The sequence below is a fragment of the Roseivivax halotolerans genome (genome assembly GCF_900115815.1).
Lineage (GTDB): Bacteria > Pseudomonadota > Alphaproteobacteria > Rhodobacterales > Rhodobacteraceae > Roseivivax > Roseivivax halotolerans.
Map to the genome: position 1 here is coordinate 105,761 of NZ_FOXV01000011.1, position 14,998 is coordinate 120,758.

Genomic DNA, 14,998 nt, shown 5'->3' on the forward strand with positions numbered 1-14,998 from the left:
TACATCAGTCTCGGGTCTTGCAGGCAAGTCTCAATCTTGCTCCGAAGCGCCAACAAGGAGAACCGATGAGCCCACGCGTCCGTATCGCAGATGTCGCCGCTGCCGCGGGCGTGTCGACGGCGACCGTCAGCCGGACGCTGTCCTCGCCCGGCCTCGTGGGCGAGAAGACGCGCGAACGGGTCATGGCCGCCGTCTCCGCCACGGGCTACAGGATCAACGCCGCCGCGCGCGATCTGCGCCGACAGCAGCCGCGGGCGATCCTGGTTCTCGCACCGAACCTCGCGAACACGTTCTTCAGCCGGATCATCGCCGCCATTCAGGATGTCGCGCGACAGGCCGGGCTTGCCGTGCAGATTTCGGACAGTCGCGCGGGAACGGATGTGCTCGAGGCCATCGTTCAGAGCGGGCGGGCGGACGGCATCGTGCTGCTCGACGGCGCGCTGCCGCCGGACATGGTCCGCAACTGGACGCTGCCTGTCATCCAGCTTTGCGAATGGAACGACGGCTATGCCCTGCCGGGGCTACGCATCGACAATGCCGCCGCGGCGCGGGTTGCCGTCGATCATCTCGCCGCCCTCGGGCACGAGCGCATCCTGCATGTCTCGGGGCCTGCCGAGAACGTGTTGAGCCAGGCACGCCAGGCCGGCTTCCGGGAAGCCATGACCGCACGAGGCTTGCCCGCCGATATCCATGATGGCGGGTTCACGATCGAAGCCGGGGCGGCCGCCGCGCATGTCTGGGCCGCGATGGCGGACCGTCCGACGGCGGTCTTCACCGCATCGGACGAATGCGCCTTCGGCTTCATTTCGGAATGCTACCGGCTCGGCTTCGAGGTGCCGCGCGACGTGAGCGTGATCGGGTTCGACGACGTCGACTTCGCGGGCCATTTCATCCCGCCGCTCACCACCATTCACCAGCCGCGCGCGCGTCTGGGACGTCAAGCCGCCGAACGGCTGGTCTCGGCCCTTCTGGAGGATGCGCCGCTCGGAGAGGGCTACGACCAGATCCCGCCGCATCTCGTGATCCGGTCCAGCACTACGGCTTACAGAGCGAAAACACAGGGCGGATCGGCCGCCTGATCGGGCCTGTTCGTGATGCGGCCTGGAGTCCGTTTCTCTGGCTTCGGCCAGCACGGGGGCGGCACCGACGCCGCGCCAGACAAGCGCGCCGAGGACCTGGGCCGGCTCGTGTCCAAGCCGCCCTTTTGAGGGTCCGCATTTGTCAAAGGCGCTCTTCAGACACGTAAATGGCGGCCCCGAAAGATCGGGGCCGCCATGCGCGCAGGATGAGCGGCTTACTGCTCGAGCACGCTTGCGAGGTTCTCGCGCGCGCTGTCGCTGATCCAATCGGACCACGTGTCCTGATAGTTGGTCAGGTAGTAGACCGCGCCTTCTTCACCCGAGGCGGAGTTGTCTTCCATCCAGGCCACGATGGTGTTCATCGTATCTGTCTCGAAGGTCATGTTCGACAGGAACTCCGTCAGCTCGGGATACTCCTCGGAGAAGTCCGTGGTGACAGCTGTCTTGATCTCCGCCGGCGGGAAGGACGTGCGGCCGACATCGGTCGCGCCCGGGTTCTGCGCCGCTTCGTGAGCTTCCTGATTGTACTCGCCCATATCGACCTGGACCATGTCGTAGCGGCCGATCACCGCGGTCGGGGCCCAGTAATAGCCGAACCAAGGCTCCTCGTTCTCGAAGGCCGAAGCGATGGAGGTCGCCAGCGTCTCGCCGGAGCCGTGGTTGAAGACCTCGATCCCGGCATCCTCGACGCCGAAGGCCGGCAGGAGGTTATCGTTGAAGACCCGGCAGCCCCAGCCTTCGGGGCAGTTGTGGAAGCGCCCGCCAACCAGCTCGGGTTTTTCCAGAACGCCGTCGATCGTGGTCAGCTCGGGATGTTCTTCGGCAAGGTAGGCCGGGATCCACCAGGCATCGACGCCGCCCGGATCGAGCACGGCGCCCAGCTCCACGATGCTGCCTTCGGATTTGAGGCGCTCATAGACTTGGCCGGTCGCGTTGGTCCAAAGCTCGGTCACGATGTCGGGCTCGCCGTTTTCGGCGACCGATGTCACGGCGGGCACCGTGTCGGAGGGCACGATGGAGACGTCGCAGCCATAGCCCTGCTGCATGATGAAAGTGGCCACGTTGGTCACGACCGAGGCCGACGCCCAGTTCATTTCGGTGATCGAGACTTCGCCGCACTCACCGCCATCCTGGGCAAAGGCCGGAGCGGCGAGGAGCGTGAGGGCGGTCGTCAAAGCAAGCTTTTTCATGTGATCCCTGTCTTCGGTTGTTGAACTTTGCGAGGCGCAGATCTGCAATCTGCGCTCCGCTTCGGTGTCGGTTTCGTGAACCGGCCCCCCCATAACGCCGATCGCCCCGCGGCTACAACCGCTCTCCCGGTCCCGTTTCATTTGGCGGATGGTCTGGAAGAACGTTCGGGGCGCGCGCGTCGCCGGTATGAGACCCAAAAGAGCCGAACGGGAAGTTCAGACCGCTCGCGTCAACCTTTCATCAAGCTCAGTCACCCTATTCTGCCATGCGCCTCTCCAGGGGGAGAACGACCGCGCGCGCTCTTGAAGGACTGACATGGCAACCATTTTCGACCTGATCGAAGTGACCGGAATTTTCGCGAATACCACCTATTCAGAAACGAACGGCAACTTGCTCGGCGTGGTCGATGGCGCGGTGTCGGGCGCGTTCGACGACGGCGAGTTCGACGAAAATGACGTGTTTACCCTGGATGGCCAGACCTACCGGATCGATCTGATACAGGAACCGGCTAGCAGCGGCCGATTCGTTCTGGGGGACGGAACCAACCTGAGCTTCGACCCTCAGCACGAAAGCAACCTCGATGTCGTTTTTCTGACCGTATCGAACACGTCCGAGACGCGGTATTTCATCATCCCGAGTGACGATTACGGCGATATGAACGTCCAGGAGATCCGGACTGGCAGCCTGACGGATGTCGCCGGGAGCGATGCCGCCCTCGTCTCGACGCAGAATCACGCGATCAACGTCGTCTGTTTCACCGGGGAGACGCTGATCGGCATGGCAGACGGCACGGAGCGGAGCGCCGAGGATCTCTCGATCGGTGACCTCGTCCTGACCCAGGACAGTGGAGCGCAGCCGATCCGGGGGATTTCGCGGCACAAGCTGGGAGTCGCGACGATGCTGCGGCATCCGCGCCTCCGCCCGGTCCGGATCGGGCCAAACGTATTGGCGCCGGGTATTCCCTCGCGCGATCTGCGGGTGTCGCCGCAACACCGCATCCTCGTCAGATCACGCATTGCAAGCCGCATGTTCGGCAGCGACGAGGTCCTGGTCGCAGCGAAGCACCTCGTCGGAGTGAGCGGGGTCGACGTGGACAGGGCCACATGGTCGGTCACCTACGTTCATTTCATGTTCGATCGGCACGAGATCGTCTTCGCAGATGGCGCCCCATGCGAAAGCCTGTGGCTTGGTCCGCAAGCCCTTGCAACGCTCGGGCCTGACCCGTTGGGCAAGATCGAGACGAGAATGGACGGTGAGGATGCGATGCCTTCCGAGGCGGTCAGCCCTTCGCGGCCCTTGGTGGACGGACATCGCGCGCGAAAAATGTCTGAGCGCCACCGGAAGAACGCGAAAGCGCTTCTCGACACGGCCTGGTGTCCTGCCGCATCCCAGGAAAGGCCGACTTAAGGTCGGCTCGTGACCTCGAAGCCCACGAGCCTGCGCCGCTTTCCTTAAATGTGAGGGGGCTGGGATGCCGGTGATGTGACACCGGACGGCCGCCCTGCGCCGGTTCTGAATCGCACCGGCTGGCCACAATTTCCGCACCGACAGCGCCGGGGCGACATTCGCCTCGACCCGGCGCCCCATCCAATTGACACGACCGCATGTCATCCGGGAAAAGGCCGCCATTGCATGCGTAACCCGGACGTCGACATGAGAACTCTGACCTATGGTCTGGCACTGACATTGATGATCGGCTGGGTTCTCTGGATCGGCAAGCCGGTTCTCCTGCCGGTGCTTTCCGCGATCATCGCGGTGTACGTTCTGTTGACTGCCGCGGCGAGCATGGGGCAGTTGCCGGTCCTTGGGCGTTTTCCCAACTGGGCGCTGAGGGCGATCATCCTGCTCCTTTTCACCTGCGCGGTGATCCTTCTCTTCGTGCTGGTGATCAATAACCTCGCGCAAGTGGCAGCCGCCCTGCCCCGCTACGAAACAAATCTCGACGCGATCGCGACCCAATTCGCTGGGCTTTTGCGAATCGAGAACGAGCCGACCTGGGAAAATCTCAGAAGCGCCACGCTGGACCGCATCGATATGGGAAGCTGGGTGACACCGGCCCTTCTGTCGTTGCAGGATTTCGGGGTCGCCCTGTTCCTGGTCGTTCTCTACGCGAGCTTCATCATGGCCGAGCGCGGCACGATGGCGAAGAAGGTCGTCATCGCGATGGGCGGCGAGACGACCGGGGAGCGTGCCCTGTCGCTTCTGAGCCGGATCAACGAACGCGTCGGGGAATACCTCTTCGTGAAGACGGTTCTGAACGTCCTTCTCGGCGGGATTTCCTACGCGATCATGCTGGTGCTCGGCATCGAGTTCGCGCTCTTCTGGGCGGTGCTGATCGCTTTCCTGAATTACATCCCGTATTTCGGATCAATCGTCGGCGTGGTGTTTCCGGTCCTCCTGAGCCTCGCGCAATTCGGCTCTCTGTGGATGTCCGGCGTCGTCCTGATTTCCCTGACCACCGCGCAGATGTTCATCGGCGCGTATCTTGAGCCGCGCATGATGGGACGCGCGTTCAATCTCAGTCCCTTCGTCGTTCTCTTGGCGCTTGCCTTCTGGAGCACGCTCTGGGGCCTGGCAGGCGCCCTTCTCGCCGTTCCGATGACAGCGAGCCTCGTGATGGTTCTGGCCGAGATCAAGCTGACGCGCCCCGTGGCGATCCTTCTGTCAGCCAGTGGGCGGGTCTGACGAGCAGGTGGGACGTTTCGCCGGTCTTCGAGTTTTCCGGCCAGCCCCGTAAGCCCTGTTCCCATCCACCGTTCGGCATTGCGGCAACATGTGCCCGAAGAAAACAGGCCCGGCGAGACATCGCCGGGCCGTATTCATTTCAGAAAGGTCCGCCGAACGGAATTCGGTCAGCTCGTTTCCGCGTCGTGATCATGGTCGTGATCGCCATGCTCCACCTCGACCTCGATCTCCATCTCTCCGAGACCGTCGAATGTCAGGTGCGCGTGGAAGTGGTCTCCGCCTTTGAAGGCTTCCTGGACGTTATGGAAGACGACGTGAACGCCGCTCGGCTGCATGGTCAGCACCTGGCCCGGTGCGATCTCCAGGGCTTTCACCTCGCGGACCGACATGGTGCCGCTGTCGCTCACGGAGGGTGCCTGGAAGATGCCGCTATCTGCGAAATCGACCGACGCGCCGGTCAGCGTGACAGCGGTGTCGGTGGTGTTCTCGATGGTCATGAAGACATCCATCGAATGGGCGGAGGCGCTCACTTCGACGGTATGGGCATGGCTGACCACGATACCGTTCGCTTCGAAGATATCGCCATCATGGTGCGCGGCAGCAGGCATGATGAATGCGGCCGATATCGCGGCCGCGGTAATTGCACGGTGGAACATAGTGATCTCCTGTTCGGGGCCCTCCGCCCCGGTGGTTGGCTCAAGTCATGTCCGCTGACAGGTTTCCTGGCTCGCGGTGGACGATCCGACCCCCACCTTCCCAACCTGTCGGTCAGTGGCATTACGGAGATCGACATGCCGCTTACAGTTGCGGGGGCAGCGTCGGCGTCTTACCGACTTCCCTAATCTTCTCGGACGAACTCACCGTAGCAGGCCGCGCCTCGAACGCAATCGGCGCAGGCAAAGATAAATCGCGGATGTCATTGTAATTCTCCGCGCGGGTCGTCATATCTCGATGGCTTGCGTATTTTGCTCGACCCTCTGTCTCCGCTTTGCCGGCCTCAGTTGAAGATCGAAACTGGCACGGCCAAAGCTGTCGCATCCAGCGGACAGCACACACAAGGAGACAACGGTATGGCCACTGGCACCGTAAAATGGTTCAATTCCACCAAAGGCTTCGGCTTCATCGAGCCGGAATCCGGCGGCAAGGACGTGTTCGTCCACATCTCTGCTGTCGAGCGTTCGGGCCTGTCCGAGCTCAAGGACAACCAGAAGGTGACCTTCGAGATCGAAAGCGGCCGCGACGGTCGCGAATCCGCGACGAATCTCGAACTCGCGTGATCGAACGCACGCGGCACGCGCTCTGATGCGTGTCGCGGTGCACTAAGCTTGCCGGAGCGCGGTCCCGTCGCGCACCGGCTCTCGAACCGCCAATGGCGGCACACTCGATCCGTGAAGGCACTCGCATGAGTTCGAAGAAATCCGTTCCGGGGCCCTCGAAATCCGAGACGCGCGCAGAACAGACCACCGCCATCGCGACCGAGATCATTGACCGCGAAACCAGCGCTCGCACCGCGAAAACCGAGCGTTTGCGCGCTGCCAGGTTGCAGCGTGACGCCGATGATCGTGCAGCCGATCCGAAGAAGCCGGCCAAGCGCACTGCCGCCAAGGGCAAGGACTGATCGCGCAGCCGGAGCCCGCATCGCGGGGATTCGAAACGCGGCCTTAAAAACGTCTGACCAGATGCGGCACGTCTGCTTTTTATTCGATGGATGTCCAGGAACTCGCGAAGGCATTCTCGCGTTTTCCACACTGAGCAGATACGTTTGAGGAGTTTCCGATGACGCGCTCAGCCATCTCTTTCCCATTTGCATCGAACGAGCACGCACGTCTCCGCGAAGTGCGTGAAGTGGTCGATTCCGAGCGGCGAGGCGATCCCCTTTTGCAAGACATAGCCGAGCGTGCCGCCGAAATGTTCGGCACGCCAGCCGCTTTGATCTCGGTCGTCGACGCCGACCACCAATGGTTTCTCGGCCAGACCGGCATCGACTTGGAAATGACTCCGCGCGACTACTCGATCTGCTCGCGGGCGATCATGTCGGACCTGCCGCTGATCCTGCCCGACACGCTCGAACATGCCGAGTTCAGCACGCACCCAGCCGTCCTGCAGGCGCCGAATGTGAGGTTTTACGTCGGCGCGCCGATCGTGCTGAGATCGGGGTTTCGTGTCGGCAGCGTCTGCGCCTTGGACGTCGCGCCCCACGAAGCGCCGTCGGGCGAGAAGATCAGCGCGCTCCAGAACCTCGCAGCCGAGGTCGTCCAGTATCTCGAGGCGCAGCACCAGAATCGCTCGGGCGGTCAAACCGCGAACCGCAAGCAAATCGCCGGCGACGCGCAGCAGGAATTCTTGAACTTGATCGGCCACGAGTTCCGCACGCCGCTGACCGTGCTGCTCGGAAATGCCCGGCTCCTGCGTGCGGGCGTCAAGGACGAGCTCGCGATCGATCCACAGAAGCGCGCGGACTTGTCCGACCGGGCAAGCTCCGCCGTCATAGCGTCCGGCGAGCATCTGCAGAGGCTGATCGAGCATGTCATGCGGTTCACCGATCTTCAGAGTGGTGAACTCATGCTCACGGAAGAGACCATTCAGTGCCGGGATCTTCTCGATGCCGTCGTGTCTCCGATCAGCCCGATGATCACGGCGTCGCATCGCAATGTTCGCACGCAATGTTCAGACGAGATCCGGACGATCAAGGGGGACGGAGAGCAGTTGCTTGTCGCCCTCTCGTCACTCGTGACGAACGCGGTGACGCACGGAAAGGGCGATATAGAGCTATTTTCGACGAAAGGTGAGAACCGGACGCTTCGCATTGTATGTTCCGATGAAGGCGACGGGCCGTCGGAGGAACAGGTCAACCGATCGGACCGGCCTTTCGCGATCTACCAGGATCTGAAGACACGCACGACCAGTGGCCTCGGCCTGGGCCTGCCCTTGGCGCGAAAGATCACCGAGCTCCACGGTGGCCGACTGCAACGCGGCCGCAACGAGACCAGCTCATGGGTCGAACTCGTGCTCCCTGGCTGGCGCTGTGGCTTGACGGCCTAGAGCCCGTTGAAGAAGCCTGTCCGCCTGTTGCCGCGAGATGGTCGGCGCGGTCGCAGATCTGTCCCGCCCTCCTCATCGCGATGCCCGCTGTGTCGATTACGCGGCAATCACCCCGGCGAGGCAGCTGCTCCAGCCGAGACTGCGATCGAGCATTTTCGCGCGTATGGGCACGGCATTGCGCGCCAGGCGCGTATAAGCTTCATCATCCTCCATGATCTTCTCCAGTTCTCCCCGAAGAGCGGCAACGTCGTCGGCAGGAAACGTAACGCAGGCCGCACCTACGGTCTCGGCGGCGGGGACCACTGAGCTGGCAACCGACGGCACCCCTTGCGCCGCCGCCTCGAGCACGACCAGCGCCAGCCCTTCGTTGAACTCGGTTCGGGTGGGACAGACCAGCAGATCTGACTCGCGCAGCGCGTCATGAACCCCGTCAGCGTCCAAAGATCCTGCAAACTCGATTTGCGCCGCCGCGTCTTGGTGGCTCACCGCATCGCGGAGAGCCTCATCCGCGCTGCCGCTGCCGGCCAGCACCAACCGCGCATCCCCGAAGCGCCGAGCCAGCGCGCCGAAGGCCCCCAGCAGATCGAAAACACCTTTGTTGGCTTCGATCCGGCCCAGAAACAGCAGCTGCCTTGCTCGCTTCCGGGCGCGCGGCGTGTGCAAGTGCTCCGGGCGCACTTGCGACATCTCTGTCTTAACGCGCTGCACGTCCCCCGCCAGCGTCTCGAGTTGCCGCGCACATTCCGCGGACGTGCAGACCGCACCTTTGGCGCGTGCCAGCGCACGGCCCAAAAGCCATTGGCGCGCGCGGCTTTTCAGTGTCTGCGGGCGGTTTCCCATCGGCCAGAACGTGTTGTGCAGCGACAGGATCAGTTGTCCTCGGCCGGCCAGCGCATGATAGGCGGACGGCTTCAAATCGCCGCCCAGGATCGTGACATCCGGCGCCCAGTCACTGACAGCCGCCGCCAGCCGGCGCGCGTAATCACGCTCGGCCAAATGCCAACGAATCCCCTTTGCCGACCCTTCGCGCTTCACGCAAACAAAGCGAAATCGCGGATCGGCCACCGTCGGCCGGCTCTCGCTTTCGGTCAGAACAAGCGCTTCGGCGCCGAGCGCCGCCACCAGGCTGTAGAACTGCGCGGAATAGGTCAGCACCGGCACCCGCGCATCGTGCCGCCCCTCTGCCCATTGCTCGAACGTGCCTACGGCGTCGCCCGGACCTGCATGGAAGGCCAGCTTGGGCGCGCGTCCATCCGGTATCCCCAAGCGATCGCGAATCTGCGCCGCAGCGCTGGGATCGAGAACAACGTCGTCTTTCAGATCGAAAGCATGATCCACGTTCCACGTCTCCGTCGCCTTGGCTGCGCGTCTCCAAATCCGCCCGCTCGTAGAAGGAGTGTGTCGCTTTCCCTGCCACCTTGTCGACCCGTCGCGCAGAAACTCGGCGCAGCTGCCCTTTGGAGCGACCTTCCACAGGGCGTCGTGGCGGTCGGCAGCTGCGTTTTAAGATGGTCGCGCGAAACTTGAGCAGTTTTCGCTCGACCAAGATCGGATTTCTCGTTCCCGGCGAGGCCCAAGCCGTTCAGTTAGAGATGTTGTGATGGTGGCGGTGCTGTCAGACTAATTCGAACTCGTCTCCACTAGGACAGCTGCATTGACCCTTATCCCGCGTAGAGACCGCGCCACTCTGCATGAGCGGCGGCGCGCCTGATCTTGAAGAGATGGCTGCTTGAGAGGCTACGCTCATGATTGAATTGGTTTGAAACAAAGGCGTGGACGGCGGCGAATTTCTATAAGCTTCGCACGTGGTAAAATTGAAGCATAGCCCGCTCCCGTTATCGTAATGATAGGTGTGAATTCTCGGCGCGATTGTTCTTCCAACGGTTTATTTTTTGTTGATCTTCGGAACCAAGCTCCTTTGGCGCGGCACCATAGGATCTAAGCTTCTCAGTCACGAAGGCTTCAGGGCGACCATGCTTAAGCACTGCTTTCTTAAAGAATTTGATTGCCGCTTTCTTGCCTTGGGTCTCCGTCACGAAGCTTTCGAGTACCTCGCTTTCGTGCTTCACCACGCGCCAAAGAAAGTCGCGCTCACAATTGACTATTACAAACATCTGGTTGAGGTGCCAACGCCAGCGGCTGAATTTCATGCCTTCGATGCGACACTTACGGATAACAGCCGCGAACATCGGCCCAAAACGGTGTCACCAATATCGGATCATTTCGTAACTGACATCGACGTCCCGTTCATGCAGCGGCTCCTTGACTTGGGGCAGCGAGAGCGGAAAACGTATTTACAGCATCACCGCCAAGCGGACGATCTCGGGGTTCATCTTGAACAACTTCAAACAGCTGAGTTTGGCCATGCACGAACGCTGTTCCACGCCCTGCCCCGGCCCAAGTTAAATTTCTCTGAAAGGACCCTCCGCGCGATCAAACACTTCGGCAACTTCTGCTGCAGGTCTTGCGAACGACTTTTTCGGCTTTGATGTATCGGGTATCGTTCGTGCGTAAGCGCGCCAGTCTTCCGTCTGAAGCGATGTCCACAGTTTAGCCAATTGACAGGCGCGACGTTCCATTTCATCCCGTTGCTCACGGCTTAAAGGGCTGAACCTCCGCCTTATCTGCTCTTCCCGGAATTGCTCTGCGAAGTGACCGTATGTGTTGCTGACGGTAAGGCTGTTAGCATGTCCAAGTTGTTTCGCTACAATATCGATCGAGACGCCCTGCCGGACAAGATCGCTCGCATATGTATGGCGTAGACCATGAAACACAAATTCACTCGGCAAGCCTGCGGTAGAAACAGCGCGTCTAAACAGCCGTATATGCTGCTTCACCCAAGGTTTGCCCATATCCGAGACGAAAACATAATCTTGCCCCGATTTTCCTTCGCACTGCGCCAGGAAGAACGCCATCCCCTCGTCTGGTAGGAAGACGAAACGCGCCGGTGATCGTTTGAACGCCGCTACCCGAATTCCAAAACCTTCCCTGGCTACATCCTCTACGCGAAGGCTTCCAAGTTCACCAACTCGACAGCCGGTGTAGAGAGCAGCAAGGACAAGCCGTTTCAAAGCAGGCGTCGAGATAGCCAGAAGCCGATTGCATTCTTCACGATCAAGAAAGATCGTTCTAGGGGAGTGGTTGACTGGAATTCGTTTTAAGCATCTCCATGGGCGCTCTGATTGTATTTCTGCATTATCCCAAGCATGACGGAAGGCCATCTTCAGAATTGTAACAAGCGAATTAAATGTGCGTTTTCGCTTTCTGAGCTGGTCTGCGGTTAGGGGGCCTTCTTTAGACTTCAGCTGGCGTTCCATGAAACCGTACCTTGGTGGCGTATCAAGAACACGTTGCGCAAGATCCTTAAGGTTCTTCGCCGAAAAGTCTTCAAGAGGAAGATGCGCGAGATAGGGTATCAAATGATAATTTATCAGCACTAAGTTGTTATAGTGGCCTCCTGGGGAACGGGATAGACGCGTCCATTCCGAGTAATCTTTGAGCGCGTGACCGACCGTATAAACCTGACCAATTGGACAGAAGCAGACCTCGCTCGTTTTTCCGAGGGTCGCGGCTTCATTCGCAGTAGATTTAACTTCTCCGGAGTCGAACCACTCAAGTGCTCGGCAAACTGCCGTTTGATACGTGATCAAGCCGCGACCTATATCTATGGCGGGTCCAAGACACTTTTGACGATACTTCTTGTCTTTCGTCAGAATTCGAGCCGTCCAGTTGCACATTCGGAGATCGGGACGATGAATGCCGATGTGCCTGCATCTATACAATGAATGCCAATAGGGTGTCTCACGGAATGGCAATGCCGAAACTTGGCTTTCTTCGGCAAAGCGACACGGGTTCCTCAGGTGTTCTGTCTTCATGAAGGCCGCTGCTAAAGTTTCATAAGACATCAGATCATCCTCGCTCAAGGTTGCGATGTGTAGGGTAGCGCCATCTGCACGACGAAGCGCGGCTTAAGTTAATACTCAGGGTTGTATTGACTCTACGTTCGCGCAAGCTAGGGTAATCTACACACACCGCAAAACTTACGGCGACGCCAGATCACATGCTGATTAAACGTCGCCGCTTTTGTGTCGAGCTCCCGCTGCGTTGATTTTTCGGCTCGCTTTGCTCGGCAAACCCTTAAATTAGACACCCTTGCGACGACAAACAGCCGATGTTCGCATCACTGTTTCCGGATGCGCGATTGTGTCTGAAATTGGGCGGAAAATCCGCGTTTTCGTGTCAGGTTGATGCAAGTTCAGTGATTCTGCATCGTATGAGGACCGACATGGAATATTTGCTTTTGCTCCTGGCCGGCTTTGCTGGCCTCGCCTTTGTCGGCGGTGGCGATGATGGAGGCTCGTCCGACGAAAAAGACGACACGGACGTCCCTCCGACTGATGGTGGCGGTGATGGTGAGGGATCCGGAGACGGCGACTCGATCAATGATATCGTCTTCGGCACCAATGGTGACGATGACCTCGAAGGCACGTCCGACGCTGACACGATTGACGCACAAGAAGGCAACGACACGATTGACGGAGCCGAAGGTGATGACGTTCTTGACGCTGCAGAGGGCGATGACGTCGTGAACGGCGGCGATGGATTTGACTCCATCTATGGTGGCCCGGGCAACGACGAATTGAGCGGTGGAAACGGCGATGATCTAGTTGCCGGCGAGGCGGGCGACGACACTGTCACTGGTGGAGCAGGCTTCGACCAATTGTTTGGCGATGAGGGCGACGATCAACTGTTCGGCGAGTCTGGCAACGATGAACTCGTTGGTGGCGAGGGTGATGATACGCTCGAAGGCGGTGATGGTTTCGATAGGCTTTTCGGCGGTCCGGGCAATGACAGTGTCAATGGCGGTGCCGATGACGACTTTCTGCGTGGCAATGAGGGCGAAGATACCCTCGAAGGTGGAGACGGAAACGACTTCATCTGGGGATACACTGACGGCGAGAATGACGAATTCTTCCGTGACCAGGATCTGGTAGATCCCGATGAAATCAACGGCGGTGACGGTGACGACCAAATAGTCATGGGAAGTGCTGATGTCGCTACGGGCGGATCCGGCAGCGATATCTTCTATACCGGAAGCTGGGTTGATCCCTCATCCCCGCCCATTGTTGAGGATTTCGAGCCCGATGACATGCTTCTCTTCGCCTACTCAAACGCAGAGGGGCTGAACGCTCCGATCACAACAGAGCTCGATACGGCCACTGGTGACACACTCGTGCGCGTCGGCGATCAGACAGTCGCAATCATTCGCGCCGGTGCCACGATTAGCGACGATCAAATTGCCGGTATCGGCTCAGACTCCTTCGTGTGAGATAAAAGGCATGAGCATGAAACGCATACTTTCCTCCGCCCTGGTTTTCTTTGCGCTGTCGACAATGCCAGTTATGGCTTTGAACCAGCCGCCAACTGAACCCTCCTATGATCGTCCGAGCTTCGATCCGCCATCGGACCCGCCGGGAAATCCTCCCGGGGGGTCCCCCCCGGAGCGATCGCATGACGGAGGACCCGATCCCAAGAAGCCGCCGAAGCGGGTCGCGGCTCCACCGCCGGTCGAACACGTTGTCGTCTGTGAGCCGGTCGGACATCAGATGCAGGTAAAGTTCTCTCCGAACGTGGAACCGCGATTCTACAAGGAGGGCCAGAAGTTCTGCCACAAGCTGCATCCACCGAGAGCGGTAACGCTGCGCTGTGTGGACGAGAACGGCTCACGGCAGATCCAGGCCACAAGTAGCCTTGGTAAATACGCATCCAAGAAAGCGAACCGCTTCTGCATGTGCATTTGGGGACTCGATTAACTATCTGTGATCGAAGGAAAAGCTTGCAGAATCGCTTCGATAAGGTAATTTAAAATAGTGTTCAGCAGACACAACCCAGGGCCCCCGTCGCACTGTTGCCCCAGCGACGGGGGCAATCTTGTTTAAGACATGCGTGCTCACGCGATTTGCTTGAGACAATGCGTCATTCCGACGATTGTATCCCTGAAGGCGCTTCAGGCTGATTTGCAGCCTCCGCCTTGGTTTTGGACTGGAACGCCGGCAGCATCCAATCTACGGGGCGCGGTGATCGTGGATGCGGATCGGTGAGAGGTCCATATCTCTTTGCATATGCCAGTAGGGCTTCGCGCAAGATGTTCTCGACTTCGCTCATGATTTTCTCCCGATCTGTGGATTGATGATTTTCGGCCGGATTTATTAATGAAATCTTAACGCCCAGACGAGAAGGCTTGCTGGACGCTGTGGAAACGATCGACGAACTTATCAGAGCTCATTAAAAGCACCAATCCGTGTTCATTGAACTCTTTGCCAGCCCCGACTTAATAAATGCCTCCGAGACATCCCCGCCATTCGCTCCGAACAGGACGCTAAGATGCCGCCCATACCCGGCTCCTTCAAATTTTATGTTAGACTCAGGGGTAGTGTCCCAATGCTTGGTGTAGGAGGCCGCGCGCGGAGCCCCTGGCGTAGCGCAGCGCGCGGAGCCCCTGGCGTAGCGCAGCGCGCGGCCGGGTGTGACGCTGGCGGCCATCGTCGATCTTCGGGCAGGTTCGGGTTGCGAGACCTTGAACCAAGAACGGAGATGACGATGACCGACGACAGAATGACGCTGATCGAGCTGGTTGAGAAGCAGGCTGACGGCGACCTCGTCCGCGAGATGCTGGCCTTCGCGGCCGAGCGGATCATGGAAGCGGAGGTGGAAGAGCGAACCGGCGCCGCGAAGGGCGCACGTTCGCCCCTGGGGGAGGTTCAGCGGAACGGCTACCGGGACCGGGACTGGGACACCCGTGCCGGGCGGATCGCGCTGGAGATCCCGAAACTGAGAAAAGGGAGCTACCTGCCCAGCTTCCTGGAGCCGCGCCGCACAGCCGAGAAGGCGCTCGTGGCGGTGATTCAGGAGGCCTACGTCCAAGGTGTTTCCACGCGCTCCGTGGACGATCTGGTGAAGGCCATGGGCGCGGGCGGCATGTCGAAGAGCCAGGTCAGTCG

At 60.0% G+C, this 14,998-nt stretch carries 13 protein-coding genes, 1 pseudogene and 1 riboswitch; of the genes and pseudogenes, 8 read left to right on the plus strand and 6 right to left on the minus strand.

What is annotated here, in order from left to right:
* Window positions 1-65 precede the first annotated feature (65 nt).
* The gene (locus BM171_RS14645; protein ID WP_093013963.1) at window positions 66-1,079 is read left to right on the plus strand and encodes a LacI family DNA-binding transcriptional regulator; all 1,014 of its coding nucleotides are present in this window, start codon (window positions 66-68) and stop codon (window positions 1,077-1,079) included.
* A gap of 215 nt (window positions 1,080-1,294) precedes the next feature.
* Here the strand turns inward: BM171_RS14645 and BM171_RS14650 are convergent, their stop codons facing one another.
* A complete protein-coding gene (locus BM171_RS14650) occupies window positions 1,295-2,269 on the minus strand; it encodes an ABC transporter substrate-binding protein (protein ID WP_093013966.1) in 975 nt (324 codons plus the stop codon).
* A 316-nt stretch (window positions 2,270-2,585) separates the two neighbouring features.
* Here BM171_RS14650 and BM171_RS14655 point away from each other — a divergent pair, with 316 nt between their 5' ends.
* Both BM171_RS14655 and BM171_RS14660 read left to right on the plus strand, forming a co-directional pair.
* Window positions 2,586-3,677, plus strand: coding sequence for a Hint domain-containing protein (locus BM171_RS14655; RefSeq protein ID WP_093013969.1), 1,092 nt, complete (start codon window positions 2,586-2,588; stop codon window positions 3,675-3,677).
* A 246-nt stretch (window positions 3,678-3,923) separates the two neighbouring features.
* Window positions 3,924-4,955, plus strand: coding sequence for an AI-2E family transporter (locus tag BM171_RS14660; protein WP_093014042.1), 1,032 nt, complete (start codon window positions 3,924-3,926; stop codon window positions 4,953-4,955).
* 167 nt (window positions 4,956-5,122) lie between these two features.
* Here BM171_RS14660 and BM171_RS14665 read toward each other — a convergent pair whose 3' ends face one another.
* Entirely contained in the window at window positions 5,123-5,611 is a 489-nt protein-coding gene (locus BM171_RS14665; RefSeq protein WP_093013972.1) for a copper chaperone PCu(A)C, read from the minus strand.
* 39 nt (window positions 5,612-5,650) lie between these two features.
* Window positions 5,651-5,837: riboswitch (cobalamin riboswitch) on the minus strand.
* A 188-nt stretch (window positions 5,838-6,025) separates the two neighbouring features.
* On the opposite strand from BM171_RS14665, the gene BM171_RS14670 reads away from it, so the two are divergent.
* The 3 genes from BM171_RS14670 (at window position 6,026) to BM171_RS14680 (ending at window position 7,997) form a co-directional block, all read left to right on the plus strand.
* On the plus strand, window positions 6,026-6,232 hold the full coding sequence (locus BM171_RS14670; RefSeq protein ID WP_093013975.1) for a cold-shock protein: 207 nt from the start codon (window positions 6,026-6,028) through the stop codon (window positions 6,230-6,232).
* A gap of 125 nt (window positions 6,233-6,357) precedes the next feature.
* Window positions 6,358-6,573: a hypothetical protein gene (locus BM171_RS14675; RefSeq protein WP_093013978.1), complete on the plus strand. Its 216-nt coding sequence runs from the start codon at window positions 6,358-6,360 to the stop codon at window positions 6,571-6,573.
* A 158-nt stretch (window positions 6,574-6,731) separates the two neighbouring features.
* Window positions 6,732-7,997, plus strand: a complete 1,266-nt coding sequence (locus BM171_RS14680) for a GAF domain-containing sensor histidine kinase (protein ID WP_093013981.1) — start codon at window positions 6,732-6,734, stop codon at window positions 7,995-7,997.
* A gap of 96 nt (window positions 7,998-8,093) precedes the next feature.
* Here BM171_RS14680 and BM171_RS14685 read toward each other — a convergent pair whose 3' ends face one another.
* The 3 genes and pseudogenes from BM171_RS14685 to BM171_RS14695 form a co-directional block, all read right to left on the minus strand.
* Window positions 8,094-9,335 carry a glycosyltransferase family 4 protein gene (locus tag BM171_RS14685; protein WP_093013984.1) on the minus strand — a complete coding sequence of 414 codons (1,242 nt, stop codon included), beginning with the start codon at window positions 9,333-9,335 and terminating at the stop codon, window positions 8,094-8,096.
* 323 nt (window positions 9,336-9,658) lie between these two features.
* Window positions 9,659-10,363, minus strand: a pseudogene (locus BM171_RS14690) (IS6 family transposase).
* 36 nt (window positions 10,364-10,399) lie between these two features.
* A complete protein-coding gene (locus BM171_RS14695; RefSeq protein ID WP_093013987.1) occupies window positions 10,400-11,902 on the minus strand; it encodes a tyrosine-type recombinase/integrase in 1,503 nt (500 codons plus the stop codon).
* Between the two features lie 380 nt (window positions 11,903-12,282).
* Here BM171_RS14695 and BM171_RS14700 point away from each other — a divergent pair, with 380 nt between their 5' ends.
* Window positions 12,283-13,326 (plus strand): calcium-binding protein, encoded by a 1,044-nt coding sequence (locus tag BM171_RS14700; protein WP_175497570.1) that lies wholly within the window; start codon window positions 12,283-12,285, stop codon window positions 13,324-13,326.
* Window positions 13,327-13,973: 647 nt separating this feature from the next.
* On the opposite strand, the gene BM171_RS18730 is transcribed toward BM171_RS14700, so the two are convergent.
* Window positions 13,974-14,162 (minus strand): hypothetical protein, encoded by a 189-nt coding sequence (locus BM171_RS18730; RefSeq protein ID WP_139218713.1) that lies wholly within the window; start codon window positions 14,160-14,162, stop codon window positions 13,974-13,976.
* Between the two features lie 435 nt (window positions 14,163-14,597).
* On the opposite strand from BM171_RS18730, the gene BM171_RS14705 reads away from it, so the two are divergent.
* Window positions 14,598-14,998, plus strand: a 401-nt coding sequence (locus BM171_RS14705) for a transposase (RefSeq protein WP_175497571.1), incomplete at its 3' end; no start/stop codon positions are given.